Genomic DNA, 15,652 nt, shown 5'->3' on the forward strand with positions numbered 1-15,652 from the left:
AAAGGACTCCGTCCCGCTAACGCGATCGCACCGCCGGCAGCCTGAAAAATCCCGTCCCTAACGGGGCTTCCATTGTCCATTGCCTATCCACCGCCATGTCTACCCTCCCCAGCAGCAGCGAAGCCGCCCAACGGGCCGCCCGCCTGGAAAAAGCCCAACACCTGCGGGAACAAGGGATCCCGCCCTATGCCTATTCTTTTCCTGTTACCCATCTGGCTGCCGAGCTGCAGGAGCAATTTGCCGACCTAGAGCCCGGCGGCGAGCGGGAGGATGTGCAGGTGGCGGTGGCCGGGCGGATCCGGGCGCGGCGGGTCATGGGCAAGCTGGCTTTCTTTACCCTTCAGGATCGCTCCGGCACCATCCAGCTTTACCTGGAGAAGCAACGGCTGACGGAGCATATGGGGGAGTTGGCCTTCAAGAACTTGGACAAGCTCATCGACGTGGGCGATTGGCTGGGGGCCAAGGGCTGCCTCAAGCGCACCGAAAAAGGGGAATTGTCGGTGCGGGTGGACGAGTACCAGGTGCTAACCAAGGCGCTGTTGCCGCTGCCGGACAAGTGGCACGGCCTGCGGGATGTGGAGAAACGCTACCGCCAGCGCTACGTCGATCTCATCGTCAACCCTGAGGTCAAGCAGACCTTGCTCGACCGCGCCCAGATCATCCGCTCCCTGCGGCAGACTCTGGAAGAGCGAGGTTTTGTGGAAATTGAGACGCCAGTGTTGCAGGTGATCCCCGGCGGGGCGGAGGCGCGGCCTTTTGTTACCCACCACAACGCCCTGGATCTGGATCTCTACTTGCGCATTGCCACCGAGCTGCACCTGAAGCGGCTGGTGGTGGGCGGGATCGAGCGAGTCTATGAAATTGGGCGGGTCTTTCGCAACGAAGGCATCTCCACCCGCCACAACCCGGAGTTCACCTCTCTAGAGGCCTATCAAGCCTTCGCCGACTACCACACCATGATGGAGCTGACGGAAACCCTGGTCTGCAACGCCGCCCTGGCGGTGCGGGGATCCCTGCAGCTCACCTACCAAGGGGAAGCCATCGACCTCACCCCTCCCTGGCGACGGGTGACGATGCAGGAGCTGGTGGAGGAGGCCACTGGCATTTTCATCGATGTGGAAACGGGATCCACCGCCGAGCTGTTGCCCGCCTTGGCAGAACGGGGGATCCCCAATCTCTCACCCCAGGACTCCCCTGGCAAGTTGCTGGTCAAAGCCTTTGAGCACTGCTGTGAGAGCCACCTGCGCCAGCCCACCTTTGTTCTGGACTATCCCCTGGAGGTGTGTCCTCTTACCAAGCCTCACCGCAGCAAACCGGGGTTGGCCGAGCGCTTCGAGCTGTTCATCGTTGGGCGGGAGACGGCCAACGCCTACTCCGAGCTCACCGATCCGGTGGATCAGCGGCAGCGGCTGGAGGCCCAGGCAGCCCTGAAGGCAGCCGGAGATGAGGAGGCCCACTTTCTGGATGAAGACTTCCTCACGGCCTTGGAATATGGCCTGCCCCCCACCGGCGGCCTGGGCGTGGGGATCGACCGCTTGACAATGCTGCTGTGTGATGTCCCCAGCATTCGCGATGTCATTGCCTTTCCGCTGCTGCGGCCCGAGACGGGAGAAGTGGCGGAGGAGGCTTGAGCCGATCCCTCTAACTGTCCATTCAAATCCCATCGATTTCTAAGAGAGGTTGGAGGTGGCCGCGGCGACGGCGCGGAGCCTTTGGGAAGTGTCTCAACCTATTTTGAAATAACTAGCGATAACGTCTTCCAAAAGCCGACCTTCGTACCCTTGCATCTGGAGGGCAGCCTGGAAATCCTGGCAGGCTCTCTGCCAATCCCCAAGGGCAGTCCGGGCCAGGGCGCGGTTGAGGTGGGCCTTGAGGTGGCAGGGATCCCTATCGCTCGCGTCAGCAGTGCAGAGTGTTATGGCTTGGTCGTAGTCGCGGATGGCCGCCGAAAAATCCCCCTGTTGGGCGTAGGCCCAGCCGCGGTTGTTCAAAACCCAGACCCGCTCCTGGGGATCCAGCTCCAGTTGCAGCAGTCGGGTGTAGTCTTCTATCGCTTTGTCCGTCTGTCCCTCGCCATCCCACAGGAGAGCTCGGTGGAGCAAAGCAGAGTGCTCCTGGGGGTTCAAGGCCAGGGCCTGCGTGTAGTCGGCAATGGCCAGCTCAGGGCAATTGGCCTGCCGGTGTAGATCCCCCCGTTGACGGTAGGCCAGGGCAGCATTGGCCACCCCCCAGTCTCGGTCAAGACTCAGGGCTTGGTCGAGATCCGCCAGTGCCGCCTCTTGATCCCCCAAAGCCAGATGCACCCTTGCCCGCAAAGCAAAAGCCTGAGAAGCCTGCGGTTGCTGCTGGATCAGCGCCGTGAAATCGGCCAACGCCCCAGCCAGATCCCCCCTCTCTTGGCGACACAAGCCCCGATACAACAGGGCTTCGGTGACCAGCACTTCTGGATCCCCTGGGCTGGCCAGCTCCAAGACCCGATCCCAATCGGCTATTGCCCCCTCCAGGTTGTGGCGCAGGCGGCGGACTTGGGCCCGCTTCAGGTGGGCCTCCAGATAGAGCTGCCGGGACTGTTCCCCGTCTTGGGCCTCTTCCTGGATGACTTGGTCGAAGTCGGATTCAGCCTGCGCGTAGTACCCCAGCTCCAAGGACTCCGTCCCGCTGACGCGATCCTGCTCCGCACGGTTGGTAGGGCCATCGGTGCCGCGCACCGCCAACGCCAACAACAGAGAGCCGCGGGCCAAGCGGGCCATCCTGTGTTGGGGATCCCGCTGCAGCAAGCGGTTGAGATCTTGCAAGGCCGCTAAGGACTCCCTCCCGCTTTCGCCAACGGTCTGGCCCAACTGTTGCAGGGCCTGTGCGCGGTGCCACAGCGCTTCCCTGTGGTCAGGATCCTGCTGCAAAACCCGGCTGAGATCCTGAATGGCGGAATCCCAGTTGCCCACCTGTCCATGGGCCATGCCCCGTCCCAGCCAAGCCGTCCAGTCCTGAGGATCCTGCCGCAACACCTCGTCGTAGTCGGCAATGGCCTCTGGCCACCGGCCCAGCTGTCGGCACAACTCAGCTCGCTCTTGGCGCAGATCCCGCCGTTCCGGCTGCAAGCGCACCGCCTCGTTCAACTGCTCCAAGGCCGCCTGCAGATCTCCCGTCTGGATTTGGGCCCGCGCCAGATCTCGGCGGATATCCGCCTCGGCCACTGCCACCCCCAGCGCCAAAGCCTGGTGGTAATCCTGGATGGCCCCCAGCCCATCTCCCAGAGCAGCCCGCACTTGGCCGCGATGGAAATAAGCCAAGCCCGACTGAGGATCCCCTTGCAGAGCTTGGTCGAAATCGGCCAGCGCTCCCTGCCAATCCCCCAAGCGTTGCCGTGCCATACCGCGGCGCAGATGGGCATTAACCAGCAGCTCCGGCCCGCGTGGGATCCCAGGCCTCGCCGCCCACTGCAACACCTGCGAGAAGTCCTCACAGGCTGCCGGCCAATCTTCCCGCTCAACATGGAGTTGGCCGCGGTTGAAGTAGAGCTGAGGGTTCTGCGGATCCCGCTCCAGGGCAGCCGTGTAATCCTGCAGAGCCGCTAGGGGATCCCCCAACAGCCAATGGATTCGCCCGCGGCTGCTGTAGGCACTGGCATCTTGGGGATCCAGAGCGATGGCCTGGCTCAAGTCCGACAAAGCCGCTTCGATGTTGCCCAAGTCCAGGTGGGCAATGCCTCGGTTGAGGTAGGCTTTGGCCATCTGGGGATCCAGCTCCAGGGCGCGGTTGAAGTCTGCCAGAGCGCCGCCGGGATCCCCCAGCCCCTGGCGAGCCAAGCCCCGGCAGAGATAGGCCCGCGACAGGTTGGGATCCAGACGGAGAGCCTGTTCACAATCGGCCAGCGCCGGCTCCAGGGTGTTGCTGCTCAGGTAGGCCATGGCCCGCTGCAAGTAGAGATCCGCCTGGGCTGCCGCCTCTGCCTCAGGTAGCTCAGTGGCCTCAGCAGACCGTAGGGATAGGGCCTGAGAAAAATCTTCAACGGCCCCTTGGGGATCCCCCAACGCTTGCCGGGCCAGGCCCCGGTGGTAATAGGCTTTGCCGTGGCGAGGATCCAACTGCAGCGCTTGGGTGTAGTCCTCGACGGCCCCTTGCAAATCTGACAACTGGACCCGCGCCACTCCCCGGTTGAAGTAGGCTTCCCCGTCCTGAGGGTCCCGCTTGATCACCTCGGAAAAATCGGCTGCTGCCCCCTGCGCATCTCCCAGATGGCCGCGCACCACGCCGCGGTTGAAATAGGCCCGCACATCTTCCGGGTTGAGCTCAATGGCCCGCGAATAGTCTTCGATGGCCTGCTGCTGCTGATTGAGTTGCCGGTAAGCATTGCCACGGTTGTAGTAGGCCACCGCCCATTGTGGGTTGAGGCCGAGAGCCTGGGTGTAGTCGGCAACAGCTCCCTCGTAGTCCTCCAGCCGGTAGCGGGCAATGCCGCGGTTGAAATAGGCGCGGGCGTCCCCTGCCAGTTGAATAACTTGGGTGTAATCTGCGATGGCCCCTGCCAAGTCCCCACTTTTGTAGCGGGCGCTGCCCCGCTGGCTGTAGGCGCGGCTATTTTGGGGATCCAATTGAATGGCCAACGTACAGTCGGCAATCGCCCCCTGGAAATCCCCTTGGCGGGCTTTCTCCTGTCCGCGGGCCAACAGGCGCGTCACCAAAACCTGATCCACCGAAACATCGCCGAGCGTCGCCTCTTGGGGAAAAGGCAACAGGGGCCGCAGCGCCTCCAACACTTCAGCAGCGGACTGGAAGCGCTCTTGCCAGTGGGGGCAGATCAGGCGATCCAAAATCTCGGCCAGCTCCTCGCTGACCTGAACCAAATCCCGCCAGAGCAGTTGGCCGGTGCGGGGATCATCCCGGATCTTATGGGGAGGACGACCGGTGAGGGCTTGGATGGCCAGCACCCCTACGGAGTACAGGTCGCTGCAGGGCTGGGGCTTGCCGTTGAGCTGTTCGGGCGCCATGTAGCCAACCGAGCCAATCACCGTCGCCAACTGAGTTTGGCCGGGGGCATGGCTGACCAACCGCCCCACTTCCTTGACTGCCCCAAAGTCGATCAACACCAACTTGCCATCGGCATCGCGGCGCATCAGGTTGGCCGGCTTGATATCCCGATGGACGATCTGGTGGGCGTGTACATGGCGCAGGATCTCCAAAATATCCCACAACAGTTTCAAAACCTCGGCCTCGCTCAGCGGCTTGCCCGGGATCAGCTCCTGGCTGAGATCATGCCCGGCAACAAACTCTTGCACCAAGTAAAAATCCTGATCCTGCTCGAAGTGGGCCAAAAGGCGGGGCACCTGGTCGAAGTGGTTGAGCCGGTTGAGAACCTTGGCTTCCCGTTCAAAGAGCTTGCGAGCCGTGGCCAACGTATAGGGATCCGTGGAGAGGGGGCGAAGGCGCTTGACGACGCAAGGGCTATCGAAGGTGTCTTGATCCACCGCCTTGTAGGTTACGCCAAACCCTCCTTCCCCGAGGGGATGGAGAATGCGATAGCGTCCCCTGAGCACACTTCCCGCTCTGATCTTGTCTTCCATAGCCAAGCCAGTCGCCTGAGCGGCGCAGCCTTTTGCCACTACGAGCTGGCTCGATTCTGCCACAGGCCGACGCCCTTGGGCGGAGCAACCCACAGCTCCTATCCAGGGTCTTTTTCAGCTTTTTCTGTTGGCGATCTTCAATGACTTGAACGATTGGGTCGGAGAGAAACTGCAATCTGACCTCGCCGCTCTGCAAAATCGCTGATCAGCAGTCTCACCTCGATCTGCCATTCCCCCGCCAGGGCCAGAGGCACATTTTCCACCACAAATTGGCCAGGCCTATCCGGCGCTACAGTACGGCGTAGAGGGGGGATCCCCTGTTCTGGCAGGGAAAACCCAAGGGTCAATTCCTGAGCCGGGATCCCTTTCACTTCAACTTGGATCTGGTTTTCTCCGGGACGGCAGGGCAGAATCTTCAGGTGCAGGCTGCCTTCCGGCCAGTTCAAGCTCTCTTCACAACTGGTCTGCCAACCTGATTCCAGGGGGGATCCCATGCCCTGCCTCCCATGACTGGGGGGAGCCTGGGCCACCAGGAAGCTGGTCAAGCCCAGCACCAGAATCAGCCCCACCAACTCCAGGCGGACGATCCGGCGCAGCGACCGGCCCGCGGCCTGTCCACCTTGCTGTAATCCCGGCACCAGCCGAAACTTGTTGTGGGCGCCCAGCCCCACCATCATCAGCACCAGCAGCAGCTTGGCCCAGAGATACTGCCCATACGGATGATCCCAGTCCCAGCCGCGGTGGATCCCACCCATTCCCACCCCTGCCAGGATCAGTCCGGGCACTGCCCAGGTGGCCACGTCAGAAAACCGTTGGATGATGCCTACAGATGGGTAGGGAGCAGATTCCTTGCCCAGCAGGCGCTCCAGCCCCCACAACCCTCCCAACCAGAAAGCTGAACCGGCCAGATGCAGCCCCAGCAGCGCCATTGTCCCCATCGGATGCTCACTGGTGAGAGCATGGCCAATGGGCAAAAAGGAGCCGAGCACCAACACCGACCCCATACCGCTGGCCCAGACGGCACCTCCCTCACAGGCCCAGATCAGGATCCCTAGCCCCACCAGCCGCAGCCCTGTACCCCAACCGTAGGGAGAAAGCATCACACGCAGCAGCTCTCGCCCATTAAAGTAAGGGTAGAGCTGGGCCAAATGCAGACTGAAGGCCACCACGGTCAAGCTGAGGGTGATCCAAGCTGTCGCAAAAGCCCAAGATAAGGGCTCCGCCCCGCTGACGCGATCAGAATCGGCGAAACTGCTCCGCTGCCCCCGCAACAGTCGCCACCAGCCCAGCACCCCCACCACAAAAAGGCTGCCCAAGTAGATCCCCCAGCGTACCCCCACCAGCGGCCAGTACAAGGGATCCCTTCCTTGAAGGTGGGTCGCCCTCACCGTCTGAACTCGCTCCGGATCCGCTCCCACCAGGAAAACAAACGAACCGCTTACCGGATGAGAATCGGCAGAAATGGCCCGCCAGCTGACAATGTAAACCCCCTCTGGGATCTCCTGGGGCAGATCCCCCTGCGGCGCGTTGCCGGTGCTCACCACGTTTTCCAAAGCTAGCGCCCGTCCGCTGCTACCCAAAACCTGGAGTTGCGTGATCCGCACCGGCTCATTGAAAACAAGCCGCACCTGGGCCGGAGCTTCCTGCAACACTGCCCCATCCTCCGGGAAGGTGGATAGCAAGCTGGCATGGGCAAAAACGGGCTGGATCCCGGCCACCCACAGCAAGGCGCAGAGGATCCCAGACCAAATCCAAGCAAAACCCCTTTTGGGATGAAACATGCTCCTAAGCAGACCGCTTAGCGGGTACCGTGACCATGCCCATGTCCATGCCCGTGGCCGTGCCCATGTCCACTGTCTCCACCTGTCAGCTTCAGCAGCGGAGCCGGCTCCGGCAAACTGTTGGGATCCTCGCCAGGCTGAGCCACCTGAATCCAGCGGTACATGCCCTGCTCGCACTCCTGAATCACTGGGATGGGGATGACCTCACCGGGGCGATTCGGCAGCTTGAGGCTGATGCTGAACTCATCCATGAACTCATCGGGCAGCGAGCCGCCGCTCCAGATCACCTCGGCAACCGTTTCGGTAATCATCTTCCCATGCGACTCATAGGGGGTCTCCAGCGGCTTTTTGACCGTCTCGATTTTCCACAGGGGATGCACCATCGGCTTCACAGAGACGAATCCCTCCGGGATCTGCACCCGCAGGCGCACGGTCGGGGATCCATCGCAGCCATGGGGCACCCGAAAGGTGAGCTTGGCAAAGCTGCCCGCCGGGGCCTCTTTGGGATGGACGGTGACATGGGCCCAGGCAGAGGAAAGGGGTAAAAAACTCATTCCCAGGGCCAGCAGAGATTGCTTGGCCAGGGTCAAGTATCTTTGCAGACTGAACATTTGCAGATGCTCCTTGCAAGCCTGTAGGGAAAGAGAAAAATGCAGTGTTTGTTGGTCAAAACCTAGGGGTGGTGATGGGATCCGTGGGATTCCGTTACGCTCATGCTGTGCTGTCCCCAACTGGCTAGGCCCATCGACACCAGGCCGGCACTGGCCAAGCCCATCGACACCAGCCCGAAGGAGAGCGCTCCCATAGCCACCAGGCCAATGGAGAGGATGCCGTGGGTCACCACGCCGATGGCCACTACCCCATGGGCAGAAATGCCCACCGCCACCAAGCCATGGGCTCCCACGCCAACCGACAGGATTTTGCGGCGGGATCCCTGTCCTTCACATCCCTGCTCGTGAGGCAGCCGCTCCGCCGGGCTTTCCTGCAGCAAGGCTGGATCTTGAGTCCTCTCTTTGGACACTAGCCTCTACTCCAGTTGTGCTCAGCGCGATCCAAAACGTAGGCCGCCACCGCCTCGATCTCCTCCGGCTTGAGAATCTTGGCAAAAGCCGGCATGGCCCCTTTGCCGTTTCTCACTTGGGCCTGGATCAGCTCAGGGGTGTCTACGTGGTACTCATGAAGAGCCGCCAGAGAAAGGTTTTTCGCTGCCACCAAAGTGTTGCGCCCGTTCAAGTGACAACCCACACATTTGGCCTGAAAGACCTTGGCTCCCAAGGCCAAATCAGGCTCAGCAGAAGCCATTTGCGGGCCTAAAAAGAGGGCAAATACTGCCACCAAAAGCCCGATAAAAAGGTTGATCATTCGCATTTTCATCTCAGGGACTGACCGAAAACTAGCCTTTAAGGCCCGCCCATTATCCCAAGCCCGTTGGGCCAGGTCAAAAGACAGCCTGTCGAGTTTCCCCCGGCTACTATAAGGTCAGGATCCCCCGAAGCCATGAGCGGTCTGCCCCCCGATTTCATTCAGTTGGTGCGCCAAAAGGCCGACCTCGTGGAAGTGGTGGCCGAAAAAGTGGTGCTGCGCAAGCAGGGAAAGAACTTCGTTGGGCTTTGCCCTTTCCACAACGACCACAAACCCAGTTTTCAGGTCAGCCCCAGCAAGCAGATCTACAAGTGCTTCTCCTGCGGGGCAGGGGGAGATGTGCTGCGCTTTGTCATGCAGACCGAGCATCTCTCCTTTGCTGAGGCCGTGCGCCACTTGGCGCGGCGATACCACATCCCTCTGCCCACCCGCAATCCCGAGGCGCAGCCCTTGGGATCCCTTGATGAGCGGGAGCTCTCCCACCGGGAAAAGCTGCTGGAGATTTTGGCCATGGCTGCCGATTTTTATCGGCATGCCCTCCGATCCCAGCTAGGATCCGCCGCCCGCCAGTACCTGCACAGCCGCCACCTGAGCGAAGAAACTTTGCAAAAATTTCAAATCGGCTTTGCTCCCCCCGGCTGGCAATCTCTCTACGAATACTTGGTCAACCACAAGCGCCAACCGGTCAAACTTTTAGAAGAGGCTGGATTGCTGGTTCCCCGCCAGCAGGGATCCGGCCACTACGACCGCTTTCGCAACCGGATCATGCTGCCCATTTTCGATGTGCAGGGGCGGGTGATCGGGTTTGCCGGCAGAGCCTTGGGGGAGTCAGGACAGCCCAAGTACCTCAACTCTCCAGAAACAGAGCTCTTCAACAAAAGCCAGGTGGTCTATGGCCTCAACTTTGCCCGCGATGCCATTGCCAAGGCCGATCAAGTCCTGGTGGTGGAAGGCTACTTCGATGTCATCGCCCTGCATCAGGCGGGAGTTGCCTATGCTGTAGCGGCCATGGGCACTGCTTTGACACCCCACCAGGTGAAGACCCTGCTGCGCTACACCCAGTCGAAGCGGCTGATCCTCAATTTTGATGCGGATCGGGCCGGTTTGAACGCCGCCAACCGAGCCATTGAAGCCGTTGAAGAACAAGCGCGGCGCGGAGAAATTGAGCTGCGCATTCTCACCCTTCCTGAGGGCAAAGATGCCGACGAATTTTTGCGGGAGCACAGGGGCTCCGCCCCGCTGACACCAGCGGTTGCTGAACTGCAAACCCTGATTGAGCAGGCCCCCCTGTGGCTGGATTGGCGAATTGAACAGGTGCTGGCCGGTCGGGATCTGAGCCGGGCCACCGATTTTCAGCAGGCCCGTCAAGCCCTTGTGCAACTGCTGGCCGGTTTGGGTGGACAATGGCGCTCTTTGTATTTGCACAAAGTGGCAGAATTGCTCAGCCGCGGCAATGGTCGCCTCAGTCGAGATTTGGAAGAAGACCTGCGCCGAGCCGTGCGGCAGTACCGCTGGGCCAAACCCCAGCAACCTTCCCTCAATAAGGGATCCAAACTCTTGCAGTCGGAGTCCCATCTTTTGCAGATCTTTCTGCATTTTGGCGAGTATCGCCGCGAAATTCGCCAAACTTTGCTGGAGCGGGAGCTGCAATTTAGCTTTCGCCCCCACCGGGAGCTGTGGCAGCGGATCTTGGAACTGATCTCGGCTCAGCCGGAGCTGGAAGAGCAAGAAGAGACGTTGCTGACGGCTTTGCGCACCCTCTGTGCCCAAGATGAGCAGCTCAACGAGCGCCTCAGCCATCTGCTTTGGCTGGACGAAAACACCCGCGTAGCTCTGATGCGTCCGCAGATGGTGGTGCGGGCCGCCATTGCCAACATGGAGCTGGAAATTCGCCAGAAGCGCTACCGCTACTGGACCCAACTGTGGGATCAAGCCTTTTCCGAAGGCAACACTGCCCTGGCCGCCCAGTACCAGGCCGGCATCCAGCAGGAATACCAAGCGATTCAGGCGCTGCAGCGGCAGGTGCAACTGAGCCTGGAAGACATGTCGGAAACCCCACTGGCCGAAGATTTATAGTCATTTCGATTCAAACTAGGACACTAAACCCATAACCCCATACGCGGCCAGAAGGCTTCTCTCTATAGCCCGAGTGTCTCACCCTAAACTGAACAGACTGTAGTGGCTGATGGACGGCCTGTTGCTGCTCAAAGGGGCTTCGCTCCCCTAGCGCGAGATCAGCTCCGCTTGCAACCGCTCCCGGGCCACCTGCAAAGCCTCTGCCAATTTCTCCGGCTGTTTGCCCCCAGCTTGGGCCAAGTTGGGCCGTCCGCCGCCACCGCCCCCAGTCAGTTTGGCGATCTCGCCGATGAAGGATCCCGCCTTCAGGCCAAGTTGCTGCACAGCAGGGCTAAAGGCAGCCACCAGGCTGACCTTGCCGGCTTCCGGCACCGATCCCAGCACCACTGCCCCTTCCCCCAGCTTGTGGAGCAGATGCTCGGCAGCGGTTTTGAGGGCCTCAGGGGTGGTGGATCCCAGTTCTGCCACCAACACCTTGAGATCTCCGACGGCAACCGCCTGGGCCAGCAGACCTTCGGCCTGTAGCAAGGCCAACTGGCTGCGCACCTCTTCCAGTTCCTTCTGGGCAGCTTTCAGCTCCGCCTGTAGGGCGGCAACCCGCTCCGGCAGTTCCTGGGGCTTGGCTTTAAATTGAGCGCTCAGCTCCCGCACCACCCTGTCCCGTTCGTTCAGGTATTCCAGCACAGCCGGCCCGGCCACGGCCTCGATGCGACGGATCCCGGCAGCCACTCCGGTCTCGGCGATGATCTTGAACAGGCCGATCTCGGCGGTGTTGTTGACATGGGTGCCACCGCACAGCTCCATCGACACCCCCGGAAAGTCGATCACCCGCACCTCAGCGCCGTATTTTTCCCCGAACATGGCCACAGCACCTCTGGCTTTGGCCTCGGCCAAGGGCATGATCGCCACTTGAGCAGCATGGGCCTCGGCAATCCAGGTGTTCACCAAGTTCTCGATCTGTTCCAGCTCCTCAGGGGTGACTGGCCGGGATAGGGTGAAATCAAAGCGCAGCCGGTCAAAAGCCACCAGGGATCCCGCCTGACCAATCGAGGGATCGACAATTCTTTTCAGGGCCGCCTGCAGCAGGTGGGTGGCGGTGTGGTGGGCTTGGGCGCGCCGCCGACAGGCCAGGTCGATTTGGGCTTGGACGGGATCCCCCACCCGCAGGATCCCGCGTTCCACATGGCCAAAGTGAACGAACAGATCCCCTTGCTTTTGCACATCTTCAATCCGCACCAGCAGGCCATCCCCAGAAAGGTAGCCCCGGTCGCCAATTTGCCCGCCGGACTCGGCGTAGAAGGGCGTGCGATCCAAAACGACCTGCACTGCCTGCCCTGCCTCCACTTGGGGCACCGATTTCCCCTCGACCAACAGGGCCTCGACCACGCCGCGGGCGGAAGATTGGCTGTATCCCAAAAACTCCGTTTGGCTGAGGAAATCCGCCAGCTCGTCCAGGGATCCCTGGGCTGTGAGGTCGATGGTTTGGTGGGCGGCGCGGGCCCGCTGCCGCTGTTTCTCCATCTCTTGCTCAAAGCCCTCCAGATCCACGCTGAAGCCGTGTTCCTGGGCAATTTCTTGGGTTAGCTCCAGCGGAAAACCGTAGGTATCGAAGAGCTTGAAGGCGTCGGCGCCGGAGATCTGCTTTGGCGAGCTGCTGTCACGGCGGGAAGATTCGACGGCAGTAAACAAATCCAGCAGTAGCCGTTCCCCCCGCTCCAGGGTTTTGAGAAACTGCTCTTCCTCCCGTTGCAGCTCGGTCTTGATCAGGGTTTCTCGCTCCCGCACCTGAGGATAGGCAGCCTCGGCCAACTGAATCGCGGTCTCGATTACCGGGATGGTGAAGGGCTCGCCAATCCCCAGCAATCGCCCGTGGCGCACCATTCGCCGGATCAGCCGCCGCAGCACATAGCCCCGATCCACATTGGAAGGGAGCACCCCATCGGCAATCAAGTGCATCACTGCCCGCGCGTGATCCCCGATCACCTTCAGAGAGATCTGCTGCTCCGGGTTGGCCTTGGAGTAGTTCAGCCCGGCGATCCCAGCCGCCGTTTGAATGATGGGAAAGATCAAGTCCGTCTCGTAGTTGTTGGGCACCCCCTGCAACACTTGGGCCAACCGCTCCAACCCCAGGCCGGTGTCGATGTTTTGCTTGGCCAGCGGCATCAGGTGACCTTCGCTATCCCGGTTCAGCTCCATGAACACCAGGTTGTAGATCTCCAGAAAGCGGGAGTCATCCTCCAAATCGATCCGCTCATCCCCCAGCTCTGGCTTGAAGTCGTAGTAAATCTCAGAACAAGGGCCACAGGGGCCAGTGGGGCCGGCAGCCCAGAAATTATCCGCCTCTCCCATGCGCTGGATGCGGTGGGCCGGGATCCCTATCTCATCTCGCCAGAGGGCAAAAGCCTCCTCATCTTCGCGAAAGACGCTCACCACCAGCCGTTCCGGGGGCAGGCCGAAAACCTCCGTCACCAGCTCCCAGGCCCAGGCGATGGCCTCCTTTTTGAAGTAGTCGCCAAAGCTGAAGTTGCCCAGCATCTCGAAGAAGGTGTGGTGGCGCGCCGTTCGGCCCACGTTCTCGATGTCGTTGGTGCGCACACATTTCTGGGCCGTTGTAACCCGTGGGTACTCCGGATCCCGTTGCCCCAGGAAAATGGGCTTAAAGGGCAACATGCCGGCAATGGTCAGCAGCACCGTCGGATCTTCCGGCACCAAGGAGGCGCTGGGCAACACCTGGTGGCCCCGCTGAGCGTAGAAGTCCAGAAAAGTTTGCCGAATGGCGGCACCGGAAAGCGCTGGAAACATGACAGGCGAAGATGGCTGTATTCATCAATTCTAAGTTTTCCCTCTGCAGGGCAGTCCAGCCCTTGTTGTTCTCCTCTGTTCCACCAAACCCCATCCGCCGAAAACCTAAGCGATTTGTCCGATTAACCTCAGGGCGGGCAGACGCTAAGATCAGCCTATCTGAGGCAGTTGTGCAAGATTTGTTTCTTCTTGGTCTAACCTGTATGTATCTCTCACAACTTGCCTGCCGACTTCTTGGCTCCGTCTCGGTTGTCCGGATCGCCAGCCGGTAACCCCAAACTGGTATGCCCACTTGCTACTGCCTTAACCCTGCCTGTTTGCAACCGGAAAACCCGGCGGACGCTTCTACCTGTGCCTCTTGTGGCCATCCCCTCCTGCTGCGCAATCGCTACCGGGCCTTCAAGCGCATCGGCCAGGGGGGATTTGGCTCTACCTTTTTGGCGCGGGATGAGGACATGCCCTCCAAACCTTGGCGGGTGATCAAGCAGTTGCGCCCGGTCGAGGGATCCCCGCAACTGGCCAAGCTGGCGGAGGAGCTCTTCAATCGCGAGGCCCAAGTGTTGGAGCGCCTGGGCGAACATTCGCAGATCCCCAAGCTCTACGCCCACTTCCAGGAAGGCGGCAAGTTCTACTTGGTGCAGGAATTTATCCAGGGCACCACCCTCTCCCAAGAAATGCGTCGCAATGGGCCCTTTTCCGAAGAACAAACCCGGCAGGTGATGCAGGAGGTGCTGCTGATCCTCAGCTATGTCCACAGCCACAACACGGTTCACCGAGACATTAAACCTGCCAACCTCATTCGTCGCAAAGAAGATGGTCGATTGGTGCTGATCGACTTTGGGGCCGTAAAGGAACTGGGGCCAGCCCAGGAGCAGGCGGCAGAAGTGACAGCAATCCGCTCCCTTGGCTTTTCTCCCCCGGAGCAAGTAGCCGGCCAGGCGGTCGGTCCCTCTAGCGATCTCTATGCTTTGGCGGCTACCTGCATCAACTTGATGACGTTGGAATCTCCGGCCAAGTTTTATAACCATGAAACGGGACAGTGGGATTGGTCGGATTGCCTGCAGCTCAGCCCGGAATTCGACGCCATTCTGCACCGCATGTTGCAGCCGGCCATCAATCAGCGCTTTGCCACCGCCACCGAGGTCTTGCGGGCGTTGCAAGGGATCCCGGTGGAAGAGGCAGGCGGCCCGATCTCTCAGCCGATTGTGTTGCCCAGCTCTCCCCTGTCTGCCAATCCCAGCACATCGGTGATCTCCGGCTACTGGGCCAAGCGCCGCTCGGGTGGTTTCTCGCCCACACCCCTACCTCAGTTCACTGCAGGGGGAATGACAGCCAGCAGCCCGCTATCCATCCCCTCTGAGTGGGGGAGCACCACCGGTTTTACCCAACTGGGCCGAGCCAGCAGCATCACAGGCGGCGGACGGATCAAGCCGGCCACCCCACCGCGGATCCCTTCCATGGCGGGGGCCGATCTACGGGGCAAGTCCTTTGCCAACCAAAACCTAGCCGGCTATGATTTGCGCCAGGCCGATCTGCGGGGGGCCGATTTCTCAGGGGCCAACTTGCAGGGGGCGGATCTGCGCGGCATCCTCTTCAACACCCCTCAACCCTACTGGCTGCGGGTTTTGATCCAACTGTCTGGATCGGCCAAAACATTGGGAGGGATCCTGACAGGCTTGGGGGGGCTGCTGGGCTCAGGGATCCTGGCCTTTTTGCTTGTCCGCCTGACCACGGGCAATTTGGTTTATGCGTTAGGAGCGGCTGGGATCGCCTTGGTGGTGGCCAGCTCGGTGATCTGGTCGATGGGCGGTGGGGTTCGTTTGGCTCGATACCCAGAAGAAAAGAGCAAGCGCTTTACCAACTTTTGCAAAGCGGATCTACGGGGGGCGCGGATGGACGAGAAGCTACGGAAGTTTGCCCGTCGGCAGGGAGCCATCTTGAGTTGACGCAGGGCGGATTGCGGATCTGGCGGATCTGGAATTTTGCGTTGCGATCTTTAACTTTATAGATCTTTAATAGTTTTATAGTTGTTTCAGGTTAGGATGAGACGTCTGGGCTACTGCTCGCGCC

The 15,652-nt window shown here is 60.7% G+C and carries 9 protein-coding genes; 3 read left to right on the forward strand and 6 right to left on the reverse strand.

Features of this window, described 5'->3' with window-relative positions; genetic code table 11:
* Nucleotides 1–95: 95 nt before the first annotated feature.
* Nucleotides 96–1,631: a lysine--tRNA ligase gene (gene lysS / locus NW820_RS01635; protein ID WP_414406501.1), complete on the forward strand. Its 1,536-nt coding sequence runs from the start codon at nt 96–98 to the stop codon at nt 1,629–1,631.
* Between the two features lie 93 nt (nt 1,632–1,724).
* Here the strand turns inward: lysS and NW820_RS01640 are convergent, their stop codons facing one another.
* The 5 genes from NW820_RS01640 to NW820_RS01660 all read right to left on the reverse strand — a co-directional run bounded on the left by NW820_RS01640 (nt 1,725) and on the right by NW820_RS01660 (nt 8,704).
* Nucleotides 1,725–5,561, reverse strand: a complete 3,837-nt coding sequence (locus tag NW820_RS01640; protein WP_414406502.1) for a tetratricopeptide repeat protein — start codon at nt 5,559–5,561, stop codon at nt 1,725–1,727.
* Between the two features lie 137 nt (nt 5,562–5,698).
* Nucleotides 5,699–7,342, reverse strand: a complete 1,644-nt coding sequence (locus tag NW820_RS01645) for a copper resistance CopC/CopD family protein (protein WP_414406503.1) — start codon at nt 7,340–7,342, stop codon at nt 5,699–5,701.
* Nucleotides 7,343–7,359: 17 nt separating this feature from the next.
* The gene (locus NW820_RS01650; RefSeq protein WP_414406504.1) at nt 7,360–7,953 is read right to left on the reverse strand and encodes a YcnI family protein; all 594 of its coding nucleotides are present in this window, start codon (nt 7,951–7,953) and stop codon (nt 7,360–7,362) included.
* A 62-nt stretch (nt 7,954–8,015) separates the two neighbouring features.
* A complete protein-coding gene (locus NW820_RS01655) occupies nt 8,016–8,363 on the reverse strand; it encodes a hypothetical protein (protein WP_414406505.1) in 348 nt (115 codons plus the stop codon).
* Nucleotides 8,363–8,704, reverse strand: coding sequence for a c-type cytochrome (locus tag NW820_RS01660; RefSeq protein ID WP_011433133.1), 342 nt, complete (start codon nt 8,702–8,704; stop codon nt 8,363–8,365). The genes NW820_RS01655 and NW820_RS01660 overlap by 1 nt, the downstream gene beginning before the upstream one ends.
* Nucleotides 8,705–8,839: 135 nt before the next feature.
* Between NW820_RS01660 and dnaG the strand changes: the two genes are divergently transcribed.
* Nucleotides 8,840–10,780, forward strand: coding sequence for a DNA primase (gene dnaG / locus NW820_RS01665; protein ID WP_414406506.1), 1,941 nt, complete (start codon nt 8,840–8,842; stop codon nt 10,778–10,780).
* A 147-nt stretch (nt 10,781–10,927) separates the two neighbouring features.
* Here dnaG and alaS read toward each other — a convergent pair whose 3' ends face one another.
* The gene (alaS, locus tag NW820_RS01670; protein ID WP_414406507.1) at nt 10,928–13,582 is read right to left on the reverse strand and encodes an alanine--tRNA ligase; all 2,655 of its coding nucleotides are present in this window, start codon (nt 13,580–13,582) and stop codon (nt 10,928–10,930) included.
* Nucleotides 13,583–13,866: 284 nt separating this feature from the next.
* On the opposite strand from alaS, the gene NW820_RS01675 reads away from it, so the two are divergent.
* Complete coding sequence (locus tag NW820_RS01675) at nt 13,867–15,528, forward strand: protein kinase domain-containing protein (protein ID WP_414406508.1); 1,662 nt, start codon at nt 13,867–13,869, stop codon at nt 15,526–15,528.
* The last annotated feature ends 124 nt before the right edge of the window (nt 15,529–15,652 follow it).

The sequence above is a fragment of the Synechococcus sp. R55.7 genome (assembly GCF_047461955.1).
Lineage (GTDB): Bacteria > Cyanobacteriota > Cyanobacteriia > Thermostichales > Thermostichaceae > Thermostichus.

Excerpts from the sequence above, each read along its gene's own strand:
- lysS (WP_414406501.1), top strand. The coding sequence starts at position 96 with ATGTCTACCCTCCCCAGCAGCAGCGAAGCCGCCCAACGGGCCGCCCGC.
- NW820_RS01640 (WP_414406502.1), bottom strand. The coding sequence starts at position 5,561 with ATGGAAGACAAGATCAGAGCGGGAAGTGTGCTCAGGGGACGCTATCGC.
- NW820_RS01645 (WP_414406503.1), bottom strand. The coding sequence starts at position 7,342 with ATGTTTCATCCCAAAAGGGGTTTTGCTTGGATTTGGTCTGGGATCCTC.
- NW820_RS01650 (WP_414406504.1), bottom strand. The coding sequence starts at position 7,953 with ATGTTCAGTCTGCAAAGATACTTGACCCTGGCCAAGCAATCTCTGCTG.
- NW820_RS01660 (WP_011433133.1), bottom strand. The coding sequence starts at position 8,704 with ATGATCAACCTTTTTATCGGGCTTTTGGTGGCAGTATTTGCCCTCTTT.
- dnaG (WP_414406506.1), top strand. The coding sequence starts at position 8,840 with ATGAGCGGTCTGCCCCCCGATTTCATTCAGTTGGTGCGCCAAAAGGCC.
- alaS (WP_414406507.1), bottom strand. The coding sequence starts at position 13,582 with ATGTTTCCAGCGCTTTCCGGTGCCGCCATTCGGCAAACTTTTCTGGAC.
- NW820_RS01675 (WP_414406508.1), top strand. The coding sequence starts at position 13,867 with ATGCCCACTTGCTACTGCCTTAACCCTGCCTGTTTGCAACCGGAAAAC.